The 24,406-nt window shown below is 43.2% G+C and carries 14 protein-coding genes, 1 tRNA gene and 1 pseudogene; 4 read left to right on the top strand and 12 right to left on the bottom strand.

Features of this window, described 5'->3' with window-relative positions; all coding sequences use genetic code 11:
- Positions 1-2 precede the first annotated feature (2 nt).
- Both ACL6C3_RS12360 and ACL6C3_RS12355 read left to right on the top strand, forming a co-directional pair.
- The gene (locus ACL6C3_RS12360) at positions 3-797 is read left to right on the top strand and encodes an ABC transporter ATP-binding protein (protein ID WP_413167460.1); all 795 of its coding nucleotides are present in this window, start codon (positions 3-5) and stop codon (positions 795-797) included.
- Positions 798-805: 8 nt separating this feature from the next.
- The gene (locus ACL6C3_RS12355) at positions 806-1,684 is read left to right on the top strand and encodes an ABC transporter substrate-binding protein (RefSeq protein ID WP_413167459.1); all 879 of its coding nucleotides are present in this window, start codon (positions 806-808) and stop codon (positions 1,682-1,684) included.
- Between the two features lie 218 nt (positions 1,685-1,902).
- Here the strand turns inward: ACL6C3_RS12355 and ACL6C3_RS12350 are convergent.
- A tRNA-Phe gene (locus ACL6C3_RS12350) sits at positions 1,903-1,975 on the bottom strand.
- A 164-nt stretch (positions 1,976-2,139) separates the two neighbouring features.
- Between ACL6C3_RS12350 and ACL6C3_RS12345 the strand changes: the two genes are divergently transcribed.
- Positions 2,140-4,629, top strand: coding sequence for a phospholipid carrier-dependent glycosyltransferase (locus ACL6C3_RS12345; RefSeq protein ID WP_413167458.1), 2,490 nt, complete (start codon positions 2,140-2,142; stop codon positions 4,627-4,629).
- Here the strand turns inward: ACL6C3_RS12345 and ACL6C3_RS12340 are convergent.
- The 8 genes and pseudogenes from ACL6C3_RS12340 to ACL6C3_RS12305 form a co-directional block, all read right to left on the bottom strand.
- On the bottom strand, positions 4,622-5,452 hold the full coding sequence (locus tag ACL6C3_RS12340; RefSeq protein ID WP_413167457.1) for a pentapeptide repeat-containing protein: 831 nt from the start codon (positions 5,450-5,452) through the stop codon (positions 4,622-4,624). The two genes, ACL6C3_RS12345 and ACL6C3_RS12340, sit on opposite strands and share 8 nt — an antisense overlap.
- Before the next feature lie 149 nt (positions 5,453-5,601).
- A complete protein-coding gene (locus tag ACL6C3_RS12335; protein WP_413167456.1) occupies positions 5,602-7,980 on the bottom strand; it encodes a DNA phosphorothioation-associated putative methyltransferase in 2,379 nt (792 codons plus the stop codon).
- Positions 7,981-8,152: 172 nt separating this feature from the next.
- Positions 8,153-9,247 (bottom strand): response regulator, encoded by a 1,095-nt coding sequence (locus ACL6C3_RS12330; protein WP_413167455.1) that lies wholly within the window; start codon positions 9,245-9,247, stop codon positions 8,153-8,155.
- Between the two features lie 96 nt (positions 9,248-9,343).
- Complete coding sequence (locus ACL6C3_RS12325; protein ID WP_413167454.1) at positions 9,344-14,218, bottom strand: PAS domain S-box protein; 4,875 nt, start codon at positions 14,216-14,218, stop codon at positions 9,344-9,346.
- A 495-nt stretch (positions 14,219-14,713) separates the two neighbouring features.
- A complete protein-coding gene (locus ACL6C3_RS12320; protein WP_413167453.1) occupies positions 14,714-15,433 on the bottom strand; it encodes a heme oxygenase (biliverdin-producing) in 720 nt (239 codons plus the stop codon).
- A gap of 362 nt (positions 15,434-15,795) precedes the next feature.
- A pseudogene (locus ACL6C3_RS12315) lies at positions 15,796-16,359 on the bottom strand (Uma2 family endonuclease).
- A gap of 41 nt (positions 16,360-16,400) precedes the next feature.
- Entirely contained in the window at positions 16,401-17,081 is a 681-nt protein-coding gene (gene surE, locus ACL6C3_RS12310) for a 5'/3'-nucleotidase SurE (RefSeq protein WP_413167452.1), read from the bottom strand.
- A gap of 92 nt (positions 17,082-17,173) precedes the next feature.
- The gene (locus tag ACL6C3_RS12305; protein ID WP_413167451.1) at positions 17,174-18,205 is read right to left on the bottom strand and encodes a hypothetical protein; all 1,032 of its coding nucleotides are present in this window, start codon (positions 18,203-18,205) and stop codon (positions 17,174-17,176) included.
- A gap of 321 nt (positions 18,206-18,526) precedes the next feature.
- On the opposite strand from ACL6C3_RS12305, the gene ACL6C3_RS12300 reads away from it, so the two are divergent.
- The gene (locus ACL6C3_RS12300) at positions 18,527-19,225 is read left to right on the top strand and encodes a Uma2 family endonuclease (RefSeq protein WP_413167450.1); all 699 of its coding nucleotides are present in this window, start codon (positions 18,527-18,529) and stop codon (positions 19,223-19,225) included.
- Positions 19,226-19,229: 4 nt separating this feature from the next.
- Here ACL6C3_RS12300 and ACL6C3_RS12295 read toward each other — a convergent pair whose 3' ends face one another.
- The 3 genes from ACL6C3_RS12295 to ACL6C3_RS12285 all read right to left on the bottom strand — a co-directional run bounded on the left by ACL6C3_RS12295 (position 19,230) and on the right by ACL6C3_RS12285 (position 24,347).
- Positions 19,230-19,724 carry an N-acetyltransferase family protein gene (locus ACL6C3_RS12295; protein ID WP_413167449.1) on the bottom strand — a complete coding sequence of 165 codons (495 nt, stop codon included), beginning with the start codon at positions 19,722-19,724 and terminating at the stop codon, positions 19,230-19,232.
- 96 nt (positions 19,725-19,820) lie between these two features.
- Entirely contained in the window at positions 19,821-22,322 is a 2,502-nt protein-coding gene (recG, locus tag ACL6C3_RS12290) for an ATP-dependent DNA helicase RecG (protein WP_413167448.1), read from the bottom strand.
- 1,110 nt (positions 22,323-23,432) lie between these two features.
- A complete protein-coding gene (locus ACL6C3_RS12285; RefSeq protein WP_413167447.1) occupies positions 23,433-24,347 on the bottom strand; it encodes a hypothetical protein in 915 nt (304 codons plus the stop codon).
- Between the last annotated feature and the right edge of the window lie 59 nt (positions 24,348-24,406).

The raw sequence follows: 24,406 nt of genomic DNA, 5'->3' as shown, positions 1-24,406 counted from the left end.
CCGTGCCATTAAAAATAGAAAATCTATCGGGCGGATATGGCAAAAGTCTGATTGTTAAAGCGGTTAATCTCGCTTTGGAACAGGGAGAATGGCTCAGTTTATTGGGGGCAAATGGTTCGGGAAAATCGACCCTATTGCGGCTGATGAGTCGGATTTTATTGCCCCAACAGGGGGTGGTTTTACTGGATGGGAAAGCCATTCATCATCAACCCATTCAAGCTGTTGCCCGTCAACTGGCAATATTACCCCAACAGCAAACCGTTCCTCCCGGTTTAACGGTCTATCAATTGGTCAGTTTGGGACGTGCGCCCTATCAAAATTGGTGGGAATGGGAACTCGATGCAACCGGGAAAGAAAAAGTTGAAATTGCGATGGCGGAAACGGGGATAATTTCCTTTAGAAACCGTCCGGTTTCAGAGTTATCTGGAGGGGAAAAACAGCGGGTATTTTTGGCGTTGGCTTTGGCTCAAAATCCCAAAGTTTTACTGTTGGATGAACCGACAACTTATCTGGATATTCACTATCAACTTCAACTTTTGGATTTGCTGAAATCCCTCAACCAAAAGCAAAATTTAGCCATTATTACCGTACTCCACGATATTAATTTAGCCGCCCGATACAGCGATCGCCTTGCGCTCTTGCGTGGCGGTGAACTTTTGGCGGTTGGAACACCGGAAGACATTCTGACTCCGGCTAATTTAAGGTCGGCTTTTGAGGTCGAGGTGACAATCTTAGAAACGCCCGTCGGCCTGCAAATTTGTCCCCTTTCTGCTCAAATTACTTCTACAATACCATAAAAATTCCGATGTTGACAAGAGTTTTTAAACAAGGATTAATTTGGGTTTTCTGCTTAATTTTAATCGCCTGTACGTCCGCCAATAATCCTCCGGTTTCAGATGCTAATTCATCGCCAAATTCGGCGGAACGGGTGGTCGCTCTTTCTTCGCTGATGGCCGACGTTACTCACAAGTTATCGCCGGAAAAATTAGTGGGAATTCCCGGAAGTCAATTGTTGAGTCAAAACCCAGATTTTCAGGACTTAGAAACCGTCAGCAGCGGCCGCACTCCCCCAAATTTAGAAAAAGTTATTGCCCTTAAACCCGACTTGGTTTTAGGGGCGGTTGGGTTCCACGATCAGGTCGGGAAACGACTCGAAGAAATAGGGATTTCGACCCGCTTAGTTGAGGTTAATAGCTGGCAATCTTTGCAAGAGATTACTCAAGATTTAGCCAAGCGTTTAAATGCCGATCCTCAGCCTTTACTGCAACGGTATCAATCTTGTCTGTCTCCCACCCCAAAATCAGAAAAAACCGCTTTAGTTTTGGTCAGCCGTCAGCCCATTCTTTCTCCGAATAAACAAAGTTGGGCGGGAGATTTTTTGCAACAGTTTAATATTAACAATTTGACCGCAGATTTACAGGGAACCAGTCCAATTGGCGGGTATGTTACGCTTTCTGCCGAAAAGCTACTGCAAGTCAATCCCGATGTAATTTTGGTGATCGATCCGGCGAATGAGGGCATTTTAGAACAGTTTCAAAACGATCCGTTTTGGGGAAAATTGCAAGCGACGACCAATAAACAAGTTTATTCGTTTGACTACTACGGTTTAATTAATCCGGGTAGTCTTGAAAAAATTGAACAAGCTTGCGATCGCCTCCGTCAAATTTTTTCGAGTTCATCTTAAAATTGTTTCCAATTCTTTTAGAAAAAGGATTCCATAGAGATTGAACTAACTTTAGTAAGTCATAAATTCAACCCCTAGAGGCATAAACTTCTAGGGGTTTTTTGGTTTTCACCCATTTCTCTACTTGGGTTGAGAGTGGGTAACAAATGGGTAAAAGTGAATAACTCAAGCTTGAGTTTTTAGCTTTAAACCCGGTTAGGATTAGGTAATAGATTTAATGCCAGGAGGGAGATTTGAACTCCCGACACAAGGATTTTCAGTCCTCTGCTCTACCAACTGAGCTATCCCGGCTTTCTTTCACTGCCTAACTAGAATAGCAGATCATTTTGGAATTATGCAAGTAGTTTGACAAAAAATTTTTTTCCCTCTGCGATCATCCCGACGCCACCCCAGACTAGACGATGAATTCAGCTAAAGTGTAGCATCTGAGAAATAACCGATAGAGGTGAGAGTTGGTGACAGACAAAAACAAATTCAGCAGCTTAGTCGCATTATTGCTCATTTGGCTGTTAACTGGAATAAGCGATCGCCTTTGGTTTGCTTTCGATCGCTCGGTTCCGGCTTGGGATCAGGCGGACTACCTGACAAATTCGTTAAACTATTGGCGGGCGCTACAACATCCTCAGTGGTTTTCTTCCGGGTGGTGGGAACAGTTGTGGATGCTATCTCCGAAAGTTCCCCCCCTAACCTACATTCTGACGGTACCCTTCTACAACCTGTTTGGAACCGGTACCGCAGAAGGTACTCTCGTCCATTTACTCTTTAGCGGTATTTTACTCGCTTCGGTCTACGCGATCGCCGTTCGACTGTTTAACCGACAAATTGCACTCTGGGCCTGTATAATAGCCGCATTGTTACCCGGACTCTACGTTTATCGTCTGCAATACTTAACCGACTATCCAACTACCGTCATGGTAGCCTTGAGTTTTTGTTGTCTAACTCAGTGGAAATATAGCCAAAAAAAATGGTTTTGGGCGATCGCTTTTGGGGTATCCTTTGGCTTGGCGCTATTGGTCAAACAAACGGCGTTATTTTTCCTGTTTGTTCCCCTGGTTTGGGTGAGTGTAGAGAGTCTCAAACATAAACGTTGGAAAAGCTTAATTCAGTTGAGCGTTAGCTTATTATTATCCGTTCTCATTTTAACCCCTTGGGCGACAACCAACTGGTTATTAATGCTAACTTCGGGAAAACGTGCAACCCTTGACTCTGCTATAGCGGAAGGCGATCCGGCTTTAAATACCTTAGACGCTTGGATCTATTACTGGAATTTACTCCCCTATCATATCTCTTGGCTGTGGTTAATTATTCCAACGGTTGGGTTTCTCCTCTATCTTTTCTATCCAAAATTTTACTCAAAACCGCTCAACTTATCCGCCTTGCGTTGGTTGGCGGTCTTTTGGATCGGGGGCTATTTTTTGTGTTCGCTCAATATCAACAAAGACTTTCGCTACAGTTTACCTTTATTACCCGTTTCTGCGATTTTTCTCGCCTACGGTTTAACGTTATGGCCCCAACGTTGGGGAAAAATAGTCAGAAGAATTACCCTCAGTTTAGCCATTATTTTAATGATACTGAATTTGTGGCCGATTGGTGGCGTTTGGGGAAGGCGAATGGCGGCTTTTCTCAGTCCCGGAGGCGATCGCATTGCTCATTTGGGTTTGCCATTTCCCCACGAACAAGTCATCGATGAAATTATACAAACCGAACCCTATTTACAATCTACTCTAGGCGTGTTACCCTCAACACCAGACGTCAACCAACATAATCTCAATTATTACGGCGCTCTGCGGGATGAACAGGTTTACGGGCGCCAAGTTGGAACCCGCGTCGAACACGTCGGTCAGGACTCCTTATCGCTGTCTTGGTTTGTCACCAAAACCGGTAAACAGGGGATGGTTGAACGCATCAATGAAGCGCAAGTTGCTATTGTTCGCGAAGTTGAACAGGGGCGACAATTTCAGTTACACAAGCGCTGGCTATTACCCGATAATACCGTTTTAAATCTTTATCATCGTCAGACGCCTTATATTGAAGTTTCTCCCCAACCCGATGCTACAGAAAAGGTTAAACTCTCTCAAGTGATTGTATCGCCAAAGGTGCCGCCAAATGCACCCATCCCGATTATTTATGTTTGGTCTGGATCTTGGCAACAGCTTCAGTCGGGGTTGGTGATCTTAACTTGGAAATTGCAAACCCCTACAACGGTAAAGGGTTCGTCTGAGTGGTTGCACGATCACGCGATCGCAATGGGGACGTTGCATCCGGGTACAGTCACAGACAAGCAACAACAAACCGGCTTTCAAGTTCTTGAACGCATGGGAATGTTACCGCCGACAGATATTATACCCGGAGTTTATCGTCTCGAAGCCACCTATTTGAACCGAGAAACCGGGGAAACCTATGCGATCGCTTCCCCACCCGTGACGATTGAAATCGACCCCCTAGCCGCGATTTTACCCGCCCCAGAATTGGATTTAGTTTCTCAACTGCGTCAGTTGGCGTTGAATTTACCTCAAGGAATACCCGGACTCGAACCCGTGTTCGATGAAGTTGGACGCATTAACCAATACGATCCGATCCAAGATTATACCGTCCAAGCCGAAAAAGCCTTAAGTTATCGCTTACAAACCTCACCGGAAAATATAGATTATGCCTATGCTTTGGCCTTAGCAAATGTTTTACAGCAAGATGCACCCGGTGCGATCGCCGCCTTAGAAAAAGTCACCCAACTCGATCCCCAAAATCCCAACGGCTATGCTTATCTGGCTTTTGTGCATCTGTATGCAATCCATCCCCAGAGGGCTGAAAAAGCCATTCAAACCGCAATTAAATTAAACCCCGATCAAAGTGAATTCCGAGCGTTAAGGGGAATTTCTGCTTTGATGCAGGGAAATGTGATTCGGGCTTGGCGGGACTTACAAGCCTTGCAGACCGGGTTTAGCTAACTTTGAGATTGACGGGGGTAAAATCATCGTCTACAAGGGCGCCTTGTTCTTTGAGAGCCAATTTTGTTGATTTTGATAAGCCCGTACAGGCGATGAAGCTGGCATCTTTGACCTTAGCATTGCTGAGATCGACGCTCCTGAGATGGGTTCCGGCGAGGTTCGCGCCGGTCAGATCGGCATCGGTGAAGTTAACGCCGACTAAGCTCGCACAGCTTAAGTCTACATGACTCAAATCCCACCCCTTCGCGCCTTGGGTGACAATTTTCTGCACCAAACGCCATTTTTCGCTCAGTTGGGTGGTATCGTCAATTTGGGTGCCGCTGAGGTTGACTTCACACAGTTCTACGCCGGTCAGGTTGGCTCCGCTCAGGTTGGCACCGGTCAGGTTTACTCCCGTTAACACCGTATTCAACAGGTTGGCGCCGCTGAGGTTGGCGTGGGTCAGTTTGGCACCGCTGAGGTTGGCGTGGGTCAGGTTGGTATTCACCAGTTGAGCGTGGGTGAAGTTGGCGTCTTTCAGGTAAGCATTCAGGAGTTTGGCGTCGCTGAGATCCGCGCGGGTGAGGTTGGCTTCGCTGAGGTAAGCGTCTGTGAGATCGGCACCGATCAGGTTGGCTTGACTCAGGGTAGAATTCGTTAGATTGATACCGATGAGGTTGGTTTGGCTCAAGTTGGCATTGGAAAGATCGGCACTGATCAGGTTTGCGCCACTCAGGTTCGATCCGCTTAAATTGATGCCAACGAGTTTAATTCCAATTAGAAAAGCCTCCTGGAAATCTCTCTTACCGTGGGCGTAGTGAGCGAGAAGTGTTTGAGTTTCCATGATAATTTTGTTTGAGGAATGAGTAAAATTTTGAAATTAAGATTCGATTCAGGAGAACCTGCTATAGAATCTTACAGTTCCACTGAAAACATTTCCGTCTCAATTCTGACGAATCCATCACCTCTTTTTTCGGTAAAATATATGATTGATCAGTGCGGTTTTCGACGGGCGCGACGGGCAGATTCTATTAATTTCCGACGGTAAGGATCGGCATCGCTACGCCAGTAAACCCGATGACCTTTAATTTCTGCACAGTGTTCCTCCAGGCATTTCAGCCACCCTTGGCGGGTTTGAATCGCCCGAAAATCATCTAATAGTCCCCAGTCTTGCTCTTGACGAGTCAGTTTGGCAAACTTTTCGTAACCCCGATAGTCCGGCGTTACATAGGCTTGCTTGCAATGCAAAATGGGTGGATTAGGCCCATCATAACTCTGATAGGTCACATGGAGATCGCGTAAGTCGATTTCCATTTGAGTGTGCAATGCCGGATGGGGATCGGTATCAAAATCCGGATAAAAAAGGTAGGTAATTTTAGGTGTTTTGATGTGAAACTTAACTAAAGTTGCTCCGGCCGGCCGACCTAGAGTTCGGTTTGCACACCCTTCATATAATCGCAGCAGGGGATCGAGTTTTTCCAAGGCGGAAAGATGGACCCAGAGAGAGTGAGAATACTTTTGACCGATCGGACTATTTGAACAACAGTCGGCGATCACTTCTTCCTTTCCCATACTATATAACATAACATCTGCTAAAACACAAGCTTTCTTGTAACTGCCAAACAATCCTTTAATGTCATTGCGGACGACTTCTGAAAGTTGCGAAAGTTTCGGACGGCGACTAAACTGACTCAAAGCTAAATAGACTAGAAAATCCTGGCGACGCCGATCGGCTACTTTTTCCCATTCTTCGGGATCGGTCGCCTGCAAAATCACCTTAAATGCTTTTTTAAATGTCCCAAATTCCCCCAGAATTTCCCCTTCGCCTAAAAGTTCACCCGCCACCGGCAGTCGTCCGCGATCGCTAACAAATTTAATCAGCGGTTGCAATAAGTTTTCATAGTCTTCAAACCGTTTAATCGGCGTACAAATTTTTGGAGAAGTTAACCGCGACCGAAACCGAGAAGCCCGGAAACTTTCCGCTTGAGTTTCGTCCCGGAAAACAAAATAAATCCCGACATCAATGGGGATAGCATCGACCTCCAACACCTGATCGATATAGGTTTTCAGTTCTTCTTGTTCATAATATTTCTGAAAGGTATTCCGATTGGTAATAATTCCATCTCCATAGGCAACAATTCCCCGATCGCGATCGTCAATTAAAATTTGAGCCGCCACAATCAAAACCCCTTCCGTTAGCTCCCAGGCTTTCACCAATGCTTGGCGTCGCTCCTGTTGACATTCGATCACATTAATGATATAACCCAGGTTGACAATCTCGGCTTTTTTTAAAGGTGTATCGGGCGAATAGTAAGGGTCCCAACCCGAACTTTCATAGCCCAGTTCTCCCATGCGTTGAATGTCCCCTCCGTAGCCGCAGCCATAATCAAAAAAAGTTGTATTTTCTGAGAATAAACCCGCTTCTAACGCCAACTTCACCGGACGGGAAAGGGAACGACGAACTAAGGCCGCTTTGTGGCGTTCGATCTTGGGAATGGGGAAAGATTCTAATGAATTTTCTTGATTTCTTTCCAGGGAAACAATGCGATGATCGCGAATTTCTACCCCCTGTCGGGCCAGATGTTGTCTCCATCCTTCCCGGGTGCCAATGGTGCGATAGATCCGTCTTTCTTCGCGTGAAAATGAGGCTTCGGTGTCCGATAAGTTTTCAGATAAATTCAGTTTGGTTAACAGTCCGAGTTGTTCTTCGGCTTGCGTCAACCGGGCAAATTTTTTATAGTGAGGATAGTCTCGGGTGACAAAGGTTTCTTTGCGGTGAAGAATGGGGGGGTTATCGCTATCGCAATAGTCGTGACTTTTGAGATGGTTGGTTTGGATGTTCACCAACAAACTCGCCGTTAACGCCGGATGGGGATCGTCGTCAAAGTTGGGGTAGGATAGGTAGGAAACAACCGATTTGTGAAGATGAAATTTGACCAGGGTGATTCCGTCGAGACTGCCTAAAATTTGCCGACTCCAAGACTCGTAGAGGCGCAGTGCTGGATCGAGTTGATGGAGGGCGCTAACGTGAACGTAGAGGGCGTTGGGGAGCTTTTTACCAATCTTACTCGACAGACAGTAATCGGCGATCGCGTGGGGTTGACTCAGGTGTAAGATCATTTCACGGACAACCTCGCAGAGTCTCCCGTAACTGCCAAAGGTGTTTTTAACCTCTTGCTGTACGCCGGGGGGAAATTGAGACAGAACCGTTAAATCAGGGGGAAGTCGAAAACTCGATGCCTGTTGACCCAGATAGAAGATCAGGTCGTTGAGGTGGCGGATCGAGTTGGGATCGGCTTGAGTCGCAGGAGGAGCAACAAGACGGGATTCCGTCGAGAAGTGCATTGTTGCCGCCATCTCACTGATACTCATTTGTTTGTTGTATGACCCAGAATGGTAGGGATGTTAATCCTCATTGTTCAGCATACAACACATTGGAGAATTTACGGTAACAAGTACAACTTTTTTCCGTTTTTCGGGGAAAAATCAGTTCCTCTCAGACGGTTAATGCTCGGGCGATCTCCCCGGCACCTGCAAACCCCGGCTAGATTTCTAAAATAAAAGTAGCACCTTTGGGTTGATTATCTTCGACAAAAATTTGACCCCCGTGAGCTTCTACAATCATTTTACAAAAAGCTAAACCCAAACCAATTTGTTCAATTCCTTCGACTAAAGACCCCACAGCATACTTCTGGAAAATAATTTCTTGTAATTCTTTGCTTACCCCGTGACCTTGGTCGGAAATGCGAACTCTCACTTGAATGGGTCCGTTTTTTGGATACTCAACCCGCAAGCGAACGACACTGTTATTGGGGGAAAATTTGATCGCGTTTGACAGTAGGTTATCTAGGACTCGACGAAATAAGTTGGCATCGAGATCTACGGCTTTTCGGGTTAGGGGGATTTCGGGAACTAAGATGATCTTTTTCTGAGAGGCGATCGGTTCAAAATCGACGATTGTTTGATGAGCCAGTTGACAGAAATTAATCGTGTTGCGATGGAGAACGAGGTGTCCCGATTCAAGTTTTGCCATCACTAACAAATCGTTGGTTAAAGCTTGCAATCGATGTCCGCAATTGACAATCCGTTCCACCTTTTTTTGATTGAGTTCGGAGAGGGTGTTTTCTTCTTTTAAAAGTTCTCCCGCGAAGATAATACAAGCAATGGGATTTCGCAAATCATGGACGATCATGTGCGACATTTCTTCCCGCAGTTTCAGCATCTCAGCCAGGGCGTCCCGCTGTTTTTGTAAGGTATCATATTGTTGTTTAATTCGCAGCATCGAACGAATTCTCGCCCGCAATTCTATCCCGCCAACCGGTTTGCTAATAAAATCATCGGCTCCCCCTTCCAAGCATCGCGCCATATCTTGCTTAGAATTCAAAGCCGTCACCGCCACAATTGGAATGTGAGACCAGAGGGGATCGGATTTGATTTTTTGACAAACTTCCACCCCATCCATATCGGGCATCATTACATCTAACAGGATAACATCCGGCTGAAATAAGGGCAAGCGTTGCAGGGCTTTTATCCCGCTAGACGCATAGCTTAATTCATATTTTTCTCGTAACAATTGAGCCTCGATAATATCAAAATTGTTCGGTTCATCATCCACAATTAAAATTTTTTCACCCGTCATTGTCCTTGAATCACTAAGATTTAACGTCAATACTAAACTCCCAAAAAAATCGGGTTTATCGAAGTCAATTTAAACAACTTATTCAATTGTAGACGATTACTGCTGATTGAGTCTTTGTTTTATTTTATCAGAGAGCAATTTTAAACTAATCGGTTTGCTCATGTAATCATTCGCTCCGGCTTGCAAACATTTATCTCGATCTTTGCACCCCGCAGACGCCGTTAACACAATAATTGGAATCTCAGCCGTGTCTCGATGAGTGCGAATTTGACGAATGGCTTCTAAACCATCAAGGAGCGGCATTGAAATATCAATAACAATCAATTGAGGTTGGTATTGTTGAGCATATTCAACCGCTTCCAGACCATTTTCTGCAAAAATAACTCGATATCCTCGGGTTCCTAAATAATCCGCAACCGTCTCCGCATTGGCTTTATTATCTTCTGCAATTAAAAGGGTTGGACAACCCTCAAAAGATGAGTTTAAAAACGTCGGTTCAATCCAGGTTGAACGTTCATTTTTTATCCCTTCATTCCCCGCATTTGTTGAAGAAAATAACTCCCCTTCCTCCCCCACAACAGTTGTATTCCAAGGAAGTGTAACCGTAAATGTACTTCCTTTCCCCACTTCACTTTCGAGCGACACCGTTCCCGAGTGCATTTGAGTAATTTGTCGCACCAGCGCCAACCCCAAACCCGTACCCGAATATCGTCGGGACAAACTGCTGTCAATTTGTACAAACGGTTCAAATAATTGAACTTGATCTTCAGCAGCAATACCAATCCCCGTATCAATAACGCTCAGATGAACGCAAGCCTTTTCGCGATCAATTTCCACCTTCAGCACAATATTACCGCCTTCTGGCGTGAATTTTACCGCATTACTGAGGAGGTTAATTAAGACTTGACGGATGCGGCGTTCATCAATTTCTAGCGTCACCGGAATCTCCTCGGCAATTAACCGCAATTGCAGATTTTTTTGATCCGCTTGGGGTTTGACAAAGTTTAGGCTGGATTTACACAATTGAGTGATATTAACCGCCCCAAGCTGTAACTCCATTTTTCCCGATTCGATCTTCGATAAATCCAGAATATCGTTAATTAATTCCAACAAATGTTGACCGCTTTGTTCAATCGTTGAAAGCGATCGCAATTGTTCGGCGTTGAGATATCCATAAACCCCCTGTTGCAACACTTCAGATAACCCTAAAATTGAATACAGCGGCGTTCTCAATTCGTGGCTCATATTTGCCATAAATTCATCTTTTAAACGGGTGGCTCGTTCTAACTGAGCATTGGTGCGGCGCAGTTGATCTTCGGCTCGTTTACGTTCGGTAATATCCCGACAAACGCAAACAATTTCCCCGCTACTGGTCAGGGTTAAAGAAAATTCTTGTAAATAGGTACTTCCGTCTTTGCGAGTCGCCACCGCTTCGCAGAGTGTATATCCTTTTTCCATCAGTTTAGAAATAGCTTCTCGCTCAATGCGATCAGCTTCTTCTGGATCGTAAAGCGTCTTCCAGTGACGGTTTAAGATTTCACTGGCATCCGTATAACCAAACAGTTCTAAATGGGCTTTATTCAGGTAAATATAATCTCCCATTGGGTTGGTAATAGCAATCCCTTCGCTCGCCGCTTCAATGGCGGTTAATTGACGTTTGAGTTGTTCTTGGGCGAGTTGACGTTCCGTCGCCAACGCGATCGCACTCACCGCAGCAGCTAATAAACTAATTTCCGCTTCATCCCACTGACGATCGTCCTCATCATTATCAAACCCAATTAACCCAAAAAATTCACCTTTGACAATTAATGGAAACAATAATACCGTAGAAATTCCAGCAGGTTCGAGAATTTCACGCTGTTCGGAAGTCATACCATCTAAACTCTGACAGATGGCTTCACCTTGATTCATTTGTTCGATCCAAGGTAAAAAACAAGGGGTATCATAAAGCTGTTGGAGAACAGAACGGTTCAGTCTTGAAGTCGCATCGGGCGCCGACCAGTGAGACATATAATACAAATAGGGACGCTGAAACTCATCGTAACAATGCTCAAATACATAAACCTGACTCGCATTTGCAGCTTGACCCAACAGAGAAAGAACTAATTCATATAAGTTATTTTGAGACGTTGCAGATAACAGTTGACGTTGTACTTCGACCAATGCAGTCAAATAATTATCTCGCTTTTGCAGGGCGATTTCTGCTTGTTTCCGTTCTCGAATATCCCGAGCAATTTCACAAAAGTAAGGAACACCATGAAAGTTTAACTCGGTGAGGGTAATTTCTACCGGAATCACTACGCCGCTTTGGGTGTGATGGGTAGATTCTAATAACAGCGATTTTTGTCGTTTGAGATACTGGCAAAACGGTTCCCAATGGGGGGGAGAATTTAAGTTTTCATCGATTTGCCAAATTTTTAGATTTGACAGTTCCGTACTCGAATAGCCCAAGCTCTCACAAGCCGTTTTGTTAACATAAACAATCTGACCTTCTTTATCGAAAATAAACACGCTTTCTTGAGCGTTATCAAGGGCAAATTCGACCAGTCGTAAACGTTCTTCGGTTTGTTGGCGTTCGGTAATATCGAGAGCAACCGCCAAAAATAAACGTTCTTGTTGATGTTCGATCAGTTGAAAGTGAACTTCGACCGGATATAGCGTTTTATTTGCCCGTTGATAAGCGGCTCGAAAAATCGTTTTCTCTTGTTGATGGTTTAATAAGGGATCGATTAATTTTTGAAATTGTTCCGGGGTGAGTTGGGGTTTGAGGTTAATTGCGGTAATTTGTTGGAGTTCTTCTAAGCTGTAACCCAGGTTTTTTAACGCCCCTTGGTTTGCATATTGAAATTTTAATGTTTCCGCATCAAAGATATAGATTTCGTTTAAACTCGCTTCTAAAATGTTTAAAAGGCGAGTTCGTTGGGCGATTTCTACTTCTAGATCTGCCGTGCGTTGTTGAACTCTGGCTTCCAGTTCTTGATTGAGTTTTTGTAGTTTTTGTTCGGCTTGTTTGCGTTGGGTGATATCTTGAGTTAAAACCACGCCCGCTTGCACAGTTCCTTGCTCAATAATTGGTAAAAAGTAGACTAAATACAGGTGATCGCCAAAGGGAAGTTCCTCGACCATTTGTTCCCCCGCTAAAGTGCGACGATATAAGGGTTCGATCAGTTCATACGTTTCTGAAGGTAAGGCTTCCCAAATCGTTTTTCCTTCGAGTAGTTCTTTACTCAGTCCCACTTCAGCCAGCCCAAAACCGCCAACCAGAATATACCGCAACTCGTGATTGAACATAAACACGGCTCCGTTGGGGAAGTTATCAACTAACATCTGATAGCGGGCTTCACTGCGGCGTAAAGCAATTTCTGCTTGTTTGCGTTCGGTAATATCTTCGTAAGTTCCCACCACTCCGATAATTTCTCGATCCGCATTTCGCAACGGCATTTTATGGGTTCTCAACAGTCGTGAAATCTTCCCCACTTTTGTCATCGGTTCTTCAATATTTAGTTTTGCTTCTCCCGATCGCATGACTTGATGATCGTCGGCTCGATACAATTTTGCTTCTTCTTTCCAGGGCATATCATAATCGGTTTTCCCGATGATTTCTTCGAGAGAAGATAAGCCGGCATCCACCGTAAATTGATAGTTACATCCGAGAAAATTACCCTGTTTATCTTTCCAAAATACCCCTTGAGGGATACAATCTAAAACCGATTGCAGTAAAATTTGATTTTCTTCTAAGGCTCGTTTGGCTTCGATGCGATCGCTGATATCTCGACTTTCTGCAATTAATAATACAATCTCCCCCGTTTCATTCGTTAACGGACGCAAAGCAAAGTCTGTCGTGGCGACTTTCCCCCCCGCAGTTAGCACATCAACTTCATAGTAAATTGATTCTCCTAAAGCGGCTTTGGCGATACTTTCACGCAGTTGGTTTTGGGTTTCTGGGGAAATCGTCCACCAGTAGGTTTCCCAAAAGGGACGGTTGATGGTGTCTTCTCGTTTTAAGCCTCCCAAGTCTAAAGCGGTTTGGTTGACATCCAATAATATTCCGTCGGGGGTGAGCAGTCCGGTACATTGAAAGGTATTATTTAAAAGGGCTTGAATTTGTTGATCGCTTTCTCGGGTTTGGGTTTCGAGTTGGGTGTTTAGTTTTTCGATTTTTTCAGAGAGTTGTTCTTGTTTTATGGCGATTGAGACTTGCAAAGATAGTTGTTCAAACAGGTCTATTTCTTTGGGAGTCCAGTCTCGAAACTTCTCACAGTCCTGGGCGATTAATAATCCAAATTTTTCCAAGCTTTGAGGAGATTCTGAAGGAATTATAACCGGAAAAGCTAAATAAGATTTTACTTTATTTTTTTCTAAATTTTTGATATTATTTGCGGTTAATTTTTCCTTGTAAATATCGGCAACCACCCGTTGTTTGTCGGAATACATCCCAAAATCTGTAGGGTTAAAATTATCGATTTTTGGAGTTTTATTGTTCACCGATTGAACGAGTTTTTGCGGAAAATTAACCCTTGAATATTGATAAAATAAAACGCGGTCGCAGTCGAGAATTTTCCGAAGATCGTCCGCTGTTTTTTGCAGGATAGTTTCTAATTTTTCTCCTTGAAAAATCCGCCGATTAACTGTTTTTATAAAACGATTATAGGGTTCAAGATATTCTACAGTTTGGAAATGATTATTTTCGGGAATTACAGTCTCAATCGCTTGAAAAAGCTGTTCCGATGTCAGTTTTTCTTTGATTAGGTCATCTCGAACTCCCCGTTTTATTGTTTGTTTCGCTTTGTCTTTTTGTTGAGATTCGCTTAACACAATGATCGGGGTATTCTTCTGGATTTTCTCTAATTTTTCGACAAACCTTAACCTCTTTAAATTCGGAACCAATGGATTTAAGATAATCACATCAAATTCATTTTTTTGGCAATACTCTAATCCCTTCTCAACCGTTTCCGCTATCGAGATTTGCACATTCTTTATATTCTTGTTGTTATGTCTTGTTATATAGTCCTGATAGGTTTCTAAGTCTCTCAGACAATGATCTATAATTAGAATGGTCGTTTGAGTTCTGTTCATAGCACCAGTTAATTTTCCGTGATTGATTCCGAGTTGAGTCCCTTATTCTGTTATAGAATACTTTCTCAGATTCTTTCATCAGTGAGAGTACGGAACCGTACATAGCATAAGTTACTTGGCCCTCGGTCAACGGAGTTCAAGCGATTGCAATTCAAGTTTTATCATTGCTTTAAAAAAGTTGTCAGAATATAAATAATTTGTCTTTTTTTTAGATCGAATTGAAAAATTATGTTAAAAACCGAAAAACCGAAGATAGCATCGGGAAAAAGTCAAAACGTCAAAATCCTGGAAACCTAACGACTGCTTTCACCTACAGCCATTAAGCTCCCAGGACCTAGTGTTCTCCTGTCGGCAGACTTATTTCAATTTTAAACCAATTTGAACGGACAATTATTCCGCAGCAGGTGCGAGTTCAGTAGATCCGGGGGTGCGTTTGCGAGTTAAGGAGTTGAACAACATTAAACCAATGGCTTTGATTAAGTTTCCTTCTAACTCGTTAAACATCTTCATGTTCATCCCGAAAGCAGCGTTGGCTTCGGCGACAATGCGGGAGGCGGTGGCTTGATCGATGGGTAAATCGTTCATCACCTGGCGATAATTGGCTTTGAACGCCTTCTCGTCGGGAATATCCTTAAATTCGTAGAATTGAATGCCTTCGCCTTCTGAGAGGTTCATCCCCCGTTGGGCGATCGCTTTGAGAATTTGGCCACCGGACAGATCCCCCATGTAGCGAGTGTACAGGTGAGCAATGATTAATTCCGGTTCGGTATTGGAAATTTCCCGAATTCGAGCAACATAAGCTTGTGCAGCTTCTGTGGGGGCGACTTCTTCCCGCCAGTTGGGACCGTAGAAATAGTATAGGTCTTTTTCTAGACTTTGTTTGCGGTTGAGTTCGGGGAAATATAACCGAGAAAGAATCGGATGGTTGCGGTGGCGTTCCATCTCTTCTTCCATCGCTGAATAGACAAAGTAGAGATTGGCTCCCAATGTTCTGTAGGAGGTTTTCTCAACGGTTCCTTTCAAAAAGCATTTGATAAAACCCACATTTTCTGCCATTGTGTGGGATTTTTTTGTGCCTTCTCGCAATTGAGTTGCTAAATTAACGCTCATACTAAATCCTTATATCCCAAAGCTTTGGTTCTACATCAAACATCTCTATACTGAGAGGGCGATTATCAAACCACCTAAATTGTTACCTTAAACTGATTTGCTGAGAAATGATGTTAAGATTTGTCACAACAAACGGGGGATATGGGGGATAATTAAAACGGAGTAAGGGCTGTAATTTCCTCCCGACGGTCAAAAACCCACTACAGTTAAACTTTACCATCCTTCGCGATCGCTTCTCCCGTACCCGCCACGAAAACAGATTAAGCAATCATTCCTAGTCTTTCCCGGTTGAAGTCCCTGTTTCGCTCTTTTCACACTCGCTTCTGTCGGGTTGGGTGCGATCGCAAAACTTTAAAGGGTTCTCAGAGATTCATTTTTAACCCATTAAAGATTTGATTGGCAGTTAATTCAAGAGGAATATCTTCTAAAATGATTAAGCGATCATCAGCTTGAAAGAGTTCCGGTTGTTGGTTCGGTTGAAAAATTAAAATTGAGCGATCGTCGGGGTCAATTAACCAGGCGATTTGAGAACCCAATTTTAGACTTTGCAAAATATTACCTGTTACTCGGTTAGAAGTTTGGTCAGGGGATAAAATTTCAATCATCCAATCTGGAGCAACAAAGATATCATCTCGGGGTTCTCCAATATCATTAAACTCAATTTAACTCCAACGTAAAATAGCAATATCGGGAACAATTGATCGTCCTCCAAAGGTACATCTGAGTTCCGGAAAAGCATAAGCAATTCGTTCTGATTCTACCACAGGATTGATAACAGTCGTTAGTTTACCCTGGAGTCGAGAAGGGCGAGTTTTTGGCAGGGGTTTTTGGATAATTTCGCCGTTAATATACTCCGCAGCGGGTTTGGTTTCGGGGAGGTTCAAAAAGGCTTCTAAGCTAATAGATTCGGAGGAGGTTTTAAGCATTTTAGCACAATTCAAGCCATAACAAAACAAACATCATTTGTCTATTCTAATTTAATCTGAGTTACCGCTATTTTTCCAGAAAAACAAACATCAACATCCGTTTCCCGACTGCGTTCGCGGAGGCTATAATTGCCAATATATAAATAATTTTCTCCGTCTATTTTGTAGTCAACAGGTAAAGGTTTTGTAGAAGGTTTACAAAACACCATTTCCGGTTCCGGTTCGTCCGGTTCGAGATAGGGAAAGTTCACATTCCAAAAACTTCCCGGTTCCAAAGGACGATTAAATAACTCTTTTAAAACCCTTTCACTCCACCGTTTTGTTTGTTCCCAATTTACGGGTCTTCCCCCTTTTCGGTATTGGGATAAAGCAATTCCTCGTATTCCATGAAAAGCCGCTTCTCTCACCGCAGCAACCGTACCCGAAATATACACATCTACCCCCAAATTTCCCCCGGAATTAATTCCCGAAAGCACCCAATCAATTTGGGGGGATAAATGGGTAATTGCCAACCGAATACAGTCAGCCGGAGTTCCCCCAACCGCATATTCTGTATCCGAACGACGTTCAACCGGAATCGGCGATCTTGTTGTCACTTTGTGACCGCAACCCGATAATTCTTCTTGCGGGGCGACAAACATTCCTTGATGATTAATCACCTCCGATAAGGCGCGAATACCCGGCGCATCAATACCATCATCGTTCGTTAGTATAATCGTCATTTTGAATTTTAGCAAGTGGATTTTGGGGACTGGAACAACAAGTCACACAAAATATATTAAATGAAATAGCGCCCTTTTTCAAAACTTTTTAATTATAACCAAAATGCAGCCGCAGCCAACCCGCTGAGAAAGATGGGAAACAGCCATCGCAGCCAGCTATCAAGATCTAGCGCCAGAAATTGCAGTTTGACTTCGGCCAGTTCAATGGTTGTTACCGTTTCTACTAAAGCCAGAAAAACCAACACCATCGCCCCGATGACAAACTTATCGAGAACCGTTAAATAAGGAACTTGCGGTAAACTTTGTTGCAGCGTAAATTCATAGGTAATTAAACTAAGAATGGCGGTGACGGAGATAGTAATTTGGGGCATAATTTGACCCGGAGGAAACCAAAAAACAGCATAAGACATCAAGACAATTAAAATTAAGGGTAAAATTACGCGGGTAATATAATAGGCGGTGTAGCGTTTGACTTGCAGTTCGTAGTCAAAGCACACAAAACTTTGATTCAGTTGAGCAATATGGCGGGAACCGGTATGAGCAACCGGAGAGTTTGTAGACCAGTTGGGAAGCGATATTTCTTCGGCTAATCCGGTGAGGTGATGATTGACTATAAACTGCACTTCATCCGGACTAAATACAAATGACATAATTTGAATTTTTAGGGTTTGTTGGTCAAAAGGAAAGCGTTTCAGGTTCAACGGAGAGGAGACTAAACCGTGAAATCTTTGTCCGCAAACTACAGTGCCATCGGGAGCAACCACAGTCGTTTCAAAGTTTTTGGTTAGGTTTCTTTGGTTGAAAATTCGCGCCGCCGGATGCCAGATTTCTTCTAAATTTTTACGGCAGGAAGCAATAGAACAATGAGACTGGCTCATAACGAGATGCGGATCTTTCCATCTAAATTCAATAAAAAAATCCGCTTCAAAGCTTTGTCGGGCTTCATCAACTTTGAATAAATCAATCACATACAAACCGATAGAAATTTCGGTTGTTCCTTTCTCCGAAAACGGACGTTCTCGGACTAAAAGTTCTCTCGCGGGATTGATATCGTCTTCCACCGCGATCTGGGCGGGAACTGTGGGGATTTGGGGGACATCATGGGCTAAATTTTTGAGTTGCATTAATCTATTCAGATAATCTTTTCTCTAACCGAACGCCGGATATTTATATTCATTACCATACTAAAAAAATAATTCAAAATTTGTACAATGGCTTACATAAAAAAATCGGCATTTCCGATATTCTATTGGGTAGACAGCTATATTTCTAAAGCCCACCCTCAGCGCCCAACTGCCACAGACCTTAAACGAGATTACCAAAAATCTTTATTCAACAGTTGGCGTCTTAAATGCTCAAGAGGGTGTAGAATATTAAGTAGAATCAATTTAGAGCGTTTAACGATAATACGAGCAATAAAGCAACAGTATAAAATTAGGTGCTTAATGATGGCTAACCCTGTTAAACCCCAACACTTCTCCACATCAATTCCTCCCCTGGAAAATGGCGATCGCTTAACTCGTCCAGAATTTGAACGACGTTACAACAAAATGACTCATCTCAAAAAAGCTGAATTAATCGAAGGAGTGGTTTATATGCCTGCGGCTTTACGTTTCAAAAGTCATGCTCAACCTCACGGGAACTTGATGATTTGGCTAGGGTTTTATAAAGTGATGACTTCAGGAGTTGAGTTAGGAGATAATCCAACCATTCGACTTGATTGGGATAACGAACCTCAACCCGATGCGGTGTTATTCATCGATCAAAATTTGGGTGGAAAAACTCGATTAAGTGAAGATGACTATCTCGAAGGTGCGCCAGAATTAGTTGCTGAAATTGCTGCCAGTAGTGCAGCTATTGATTTAGGAGATAAAAAACAAGTTTATCGACGAAATGGGGTACTTGAATATCTCGTTTGGCAGTCCTATGAAAATCAATTCAATTGGTTTGTTTTAGAGAAAGGGGAATATATTAAACTGCAACCCGACGAAGCAGGAATTATTCGCAGTCGTGTTTTTCCGGGGTTATGGTTAGCTGAAAATGAGTTACTAACTGGAAATATGAAACAAGTTTTACAGGTCTTGCAAACGGGGTTAGAAAGCGTTGAACATCAAGCCTTTGTTGAACAGTTAGCAAAGCATTAAATTTTCAGATTTTCGATATCAGATTTTCGAGAATGGAACCCATTTCAAAAAACAGCGATTTCCTTGTTTTTCCATAATTTCTGCACCCAAACGAGAGTAAAAATTCAATCCGCGAACATTTCGAGCATCCGCAGATCCTCGCCAGATGCGTACAATCATATTCTAGCGCTATTTTAGCCAAATAATTCATTAAAATTAATCCCGCACCCCGACCTCTACTATTTTCCTCAACGAATAAATCATCCAGCCAAATACTCGGTTGACCCGCAAACGAAGAATATCTAAACCCATACAGCGCAAAGCCAATTTCACGACCATTATTTTCCACAAACAACACGTAAGCAAACGGAACTTTTCCAAACAGCGTTTTGCGAATTTTATCTTCAGAAACCCGCAACACCCCCGAAAAAGCCCCAAGATTTCGGTCAAACTCCGACTTCTTCTCAATAAACGAAAAAATCAGCGAAACATCCTCTACAGTTGCAGGTCTAACATTCATAGATTAAGTCAAAAATTCATATTAATGATAAACCGTAGGGGCGCATGGCAATGCGCCCTTTTTTAAAGCAACACCCTTATTTAAAACTGCTTCTTTTTAAGTCAAAATAGAACCCCCCAACATTCGTTCAAACCGTCGGTTCAACTCCCCCTTCATTAACGGCCAACGGTTCAACGAATCATCTTTTTCCATCACTTTTTGTGCCGCATCTCTCGCCAACTCCAACACCTCCCGATCTTCCACCAAACTCGCCAAAACAAAATCAGGCAAACCCGACTGACGAGTTCCCAAAACTTGACCCGGCCCCCGCAATTGCATATCCATTTCCGCGATAAAAAAACCATCTTGAGACTGTGCCAAAACTTCCAGTCTTTCTCTCGCGTCCGGCGTCGAACTACCCGCCATTAACAGACAAAAAGATTTGTGTTCGCCCCGTCCAACCCGTCCTCGCAATTGATGCAATTGAGATAAACCAAACCGTTCCGCATTTTCGATTAACATTACCGTTGCATTGGGAACATCAACCCCCACTTCCACAACCGTAGTTGACACCAGAATTTGAGTTTTTTGATCGCGAAAGTCAGAAATAGCCTGATCTTTTTCCGCACTGCTGAGACGACCGTGCAACAAACCAATTTGGAATTCCGGGAAAATCTTATTTTGCAGTTTTTGATGTTCCTCGACAGCCGAACGAACATCCAACTTTTCTGATTCTTCCACCAACGGTAAAACCACATAAACCTGTCTTCCTTGCACAATTTCTCGCCGCAATAAATCATAGGCTTCGTTGCGTTGTTTTCCCATTAAAATCGTCGTTTGAATCGGTTGGCGTCCGGGAGGAAGTTCATCAAGTTGGCTGACATCTAAATCTCCGTGTAACGTTAGGGCTAATGTGCGGGGAATTGGCGTGGCCGTCATCGTTAAAACGTGAGGAGACTCGCCTTTTTGTTGCAGTCTTGCTCGCTGTTGAACCCCAAAACGATGCTGTTCATCAATTACAACTAACCCCAACCGATGAAAATTTACCGTATCTTGAATTAACGCATGAGTTCCCACCAAAACCGGTAATTCTCCCGTCTCTAATTGCTTGTGAATTTCTCGGCGTTTGGCGGTTTTAGTTGAACCCGTTAACAGTTCAACCGATAAGTGCATTAAGTTAAACCAACCCACCAATTTTCGATAATGTTGTTCGGCTAAAACCTCCGTCGGCGCCATCAATGCCGCTTGATATCCCGCTTGAATTGCCGCCAACATTGCCACAACAGCAACCACCGTTTTTCCCGCACCCACATCCCCTTGAACTAAACGATTCATCGGTTCGGAAGATTGTAAATCAATCAGGATTTCTTTGATCACTCGTTCTTGGGCGTTGGTGAATTTAAACGGTAGAATTTCATTAAACTGTTGAATTAGTTTTCCCGTCGGAGCAAGTATAGCGCTGGTTGTCGCTTTTTTTTGAGATTGGCGTCGTTGTAACAGACCCAATTGTAAATAGAAAAACTCATCAAAGACCAAACGCCGACGGGCTGCCGCTAAACAATCTCGATCCGGAGGAAAATGGATATTTTGAATCGCATCTTGTACCCCAATGAGTTGATACATATTTAGCAACCCTTTCGGTAAACTATCTTCTAGTTGGTTGGTCGTCGGTAAAACCGATAAAACCGCCTTTCTAACTAAGTCAGCGCCTACCCCTTCACTTAAAGGGTAAACCGGCACCACCCGACCAATTTTCATCGAATCAATTTGACCGCCTTCTTGATCTAAAACCTCCAATTCCGGATTATCTAACGTCATTCCATATTTATTAGTTTTAACCAACCCCGAAGCCGCGATAATCGTACCCGGAGGATAATTGTATTTTTGTTTATTTTGCCATCCGGCGTTACTATATCTCGGTCCCGCAAAAAAACGGCTGATTTTTAATTGTCCGGTGTGGTCGGTTAACGTTAAATCTAAAATCGTTAATTTCTTATTTTTAGGACTGCTAAAACAGTTGCATCGTTTCACTTTCGCCACCAAAGTAACCGTTTCTCCCGGAACTAAATCCCGAATGGAAACTTGACGGGCGTAATCAATATGATCTCGCGGATAATAGTACAACAAATCATAAACCGTATACAGACCTAATTTCGCCAATCGACCCGCATTTCTAGGCCCGACAACTTTATCTAAAGGTTGTTCTAAAGAAGACGCAGCATTCGGCGATTTCTCAACAATCGATTTCGTTTGAATAATAGAATTTGTCGGAAGAGAACCAACAACAGAAGTCCGAGGAGTTTGACTTTTTGCCGTTAGTCCTTCAACTTTTGACCGACTGCTAATCTGCCGCTCCATCTGCAATAAAAATCGCTTCGTATCATCGAGGAGATTTTCTCGTTCTTGTAAGCTCTTTTCTGAATAGTTCCCAAAAGCATCCACCATTTGTTGACAGCGGTGTTGGGCTTCTGCGGGAACGTAACTTAAAAGATCGTTTAAGCTAATATACAAAAATTCGTGAAATTGGTGATGCTTTCCCTGTATATTGGTGAACCCTCTTTCGGCTTCAACACCAATGGCTTTATGCAAGCGTACCCAGTCGGGTTGGTTACTCTTCATTGTTTCAGTTGAGTCAAGAATATAGGTTTATCTTGATATTTAGATTTCAATCTAAAAGCTCGCTTTTGATCGAAAACTGTATGAATCAGCCCGCTAAATCACTAGGCAAAATAAAAAATTCAAGGTTAACTAAACCTCATTGTTATAGAGTAGCATAATTGCGCTGTTCTCCTCTAAAAGTATAGAAGTTTTTAACTTGGAAAATCAAGAAAATCAAGTTAAATTTGACATTTTGCCCATTTTTCGCTAAAATTAGCCTACAGGCTAAAATCCAAAACCTGTATTGTATGTTGAATTATACTTCAATTTCTACCCAAAAGCTACAAAATACGGCACTTGGCGGGTTATCTCCTTACCCACTCACTTAACCCACCCGCCTCAGCAAACCCAGATTCCGACAACTTTTTTATCCCCCGTTGCCAGCAAGCTGACCTAACCCATGCCAAGCACACTTTATCCTTCAACTCCGCGACAATCACTCCAAACTCAAATAACCGACTCAGTACCAGCCTTAACACCTCAGGACTCCCAAAAAATTCGCTATGTTCGACAAATTCAGCCAACCCCAGATGAAAACCCCAATTAAAAAAATTTAGCCTTTGCCGCGCGCGGCACCATTAATTTGACAGTTCGGAACTTTTTCCCTACAATTGAAACTGAAGCTTATCAGGGTTAACTCGCCCCTGCGCTTGAATAATTATTCAATTTTTTTAAAAAGCTGAAAAAAAATCGATTTTCAATTGACAGTTCGGAACTTTTTCCCTACAATTGAAACTGAAGCTTATTGGGTTTAACTCGCCCCTGCGCTTGAATAATTGTTCAACTTAATAAAAAAGCTGAAAAAAAATCGATTTTCAATTGACAGTTCGGAACTTTTTCCCTACAATTGAAACTGAAGCTTATTAGGGTTAACTCGCCCCTGCGCTTGAATAATTGTTCAAACTTTGAACAACAGAAAAAAAATCGATTTTCAATTGACAGTTCGGGATTTTTTTGAGAAGATAGGAACTGAAGCTTATTGGGTTTAACTCGCCCCTGCGCTTGAATAATTATTCAACTTAATAAACAAAAGCCTAAAACCAAGAGTAGAGGAGGTTTTAGCCCTAGCCCTTAACTCTTGGGGTAATCCTCAAACCAAGAAGCACGCCAAGCCGCCTCCGCCTCTAAAACCGTCCGCTCCCGTTGCTTCTTCTGGTAACTACGTCCGGCCTTATTTAACTGGGCCGAAAGATGGCGAATGTGATGGCGTGCAGACATCACCGTTGCATCCGCAAACTCAATCTCAGACAAACGCAAATGCACCGCAATCAAACGAGCCACATTCGTCGCCGGCTGGTCATCCTCGGGATTTTCAGCTTGAATCATCAAATTCAGTAAATTCGGCGGACTCGCCACCGAAGTTTCCGCAGGCGCTTCGGTCGCCGCTTCTAAAACCGCCTGCGGGAAATGAATCGGAAAAAGATCCGCCTTTTGTAACAGCAAATTGCTCTCTTGAGAGAGGGTTTTCAAAAGGCGATGAATCGATTTTTCCAGATCCTCTTGCCATTTCGCCAACCGTTCGGGAAGACTCAAAGGTTCCGGCGATCGCGCACGCAACAGTAAATCCGGCGAAAGTTCCAGCGATTCATTTTCGCACAGCAGCGCTTCTAACGGATCGTCATCCTCATCCGAATCATCCTCATCAATCTCTTCAGTTGGTTGAGTCTGTTCAGGTTCTTTTTCCTCTAAAGCTTGAGACGCAGAGGACAGTTGAACCAAAGCCAGCAAACTCTTTTGAGTGTTAGACGCCACCGCCTGCAAATTCTGTTGCAATTTTTGACGTTGCGAATAGGAAAGCTTCAGAAAAGATTCGGGATAGCCCTGAGTACACAAATGATAACTCGCCAAAATTAACTGTTGACGAACCGCTTTTCCCAACGCCGTCAGATAATTTTCATAAGCATCATTAAACTCTTGAGCTAATTTGACAATCGCCTCTTCTAAAGAAGCAATATCCTCCTCCAAGTCTCTTAGCGATCCGCTCATTTCTTCACGTAAATACTAACACCATCAACAGTCAGCAGTCCATCGGAAAATTTAGAAAA

Origin of the sequence: Capilliphycus salinus ALCB114379, assembly GCF_047276495.1 — a bacterium.
In the GTDB taxonomy this organism is placed as follows: Bacteria; Cyanobacteriota; Cyanobacteriia; order Cyanobacteriales; family Microcoleaceae; genus Capilliphycus; species Capilliphycus salinus.
The sequence above is the reverse complement of the archived record's forward strand: the minus strand, read 5'-3'. Positions and strand labels throughout refer to the sequence as shown.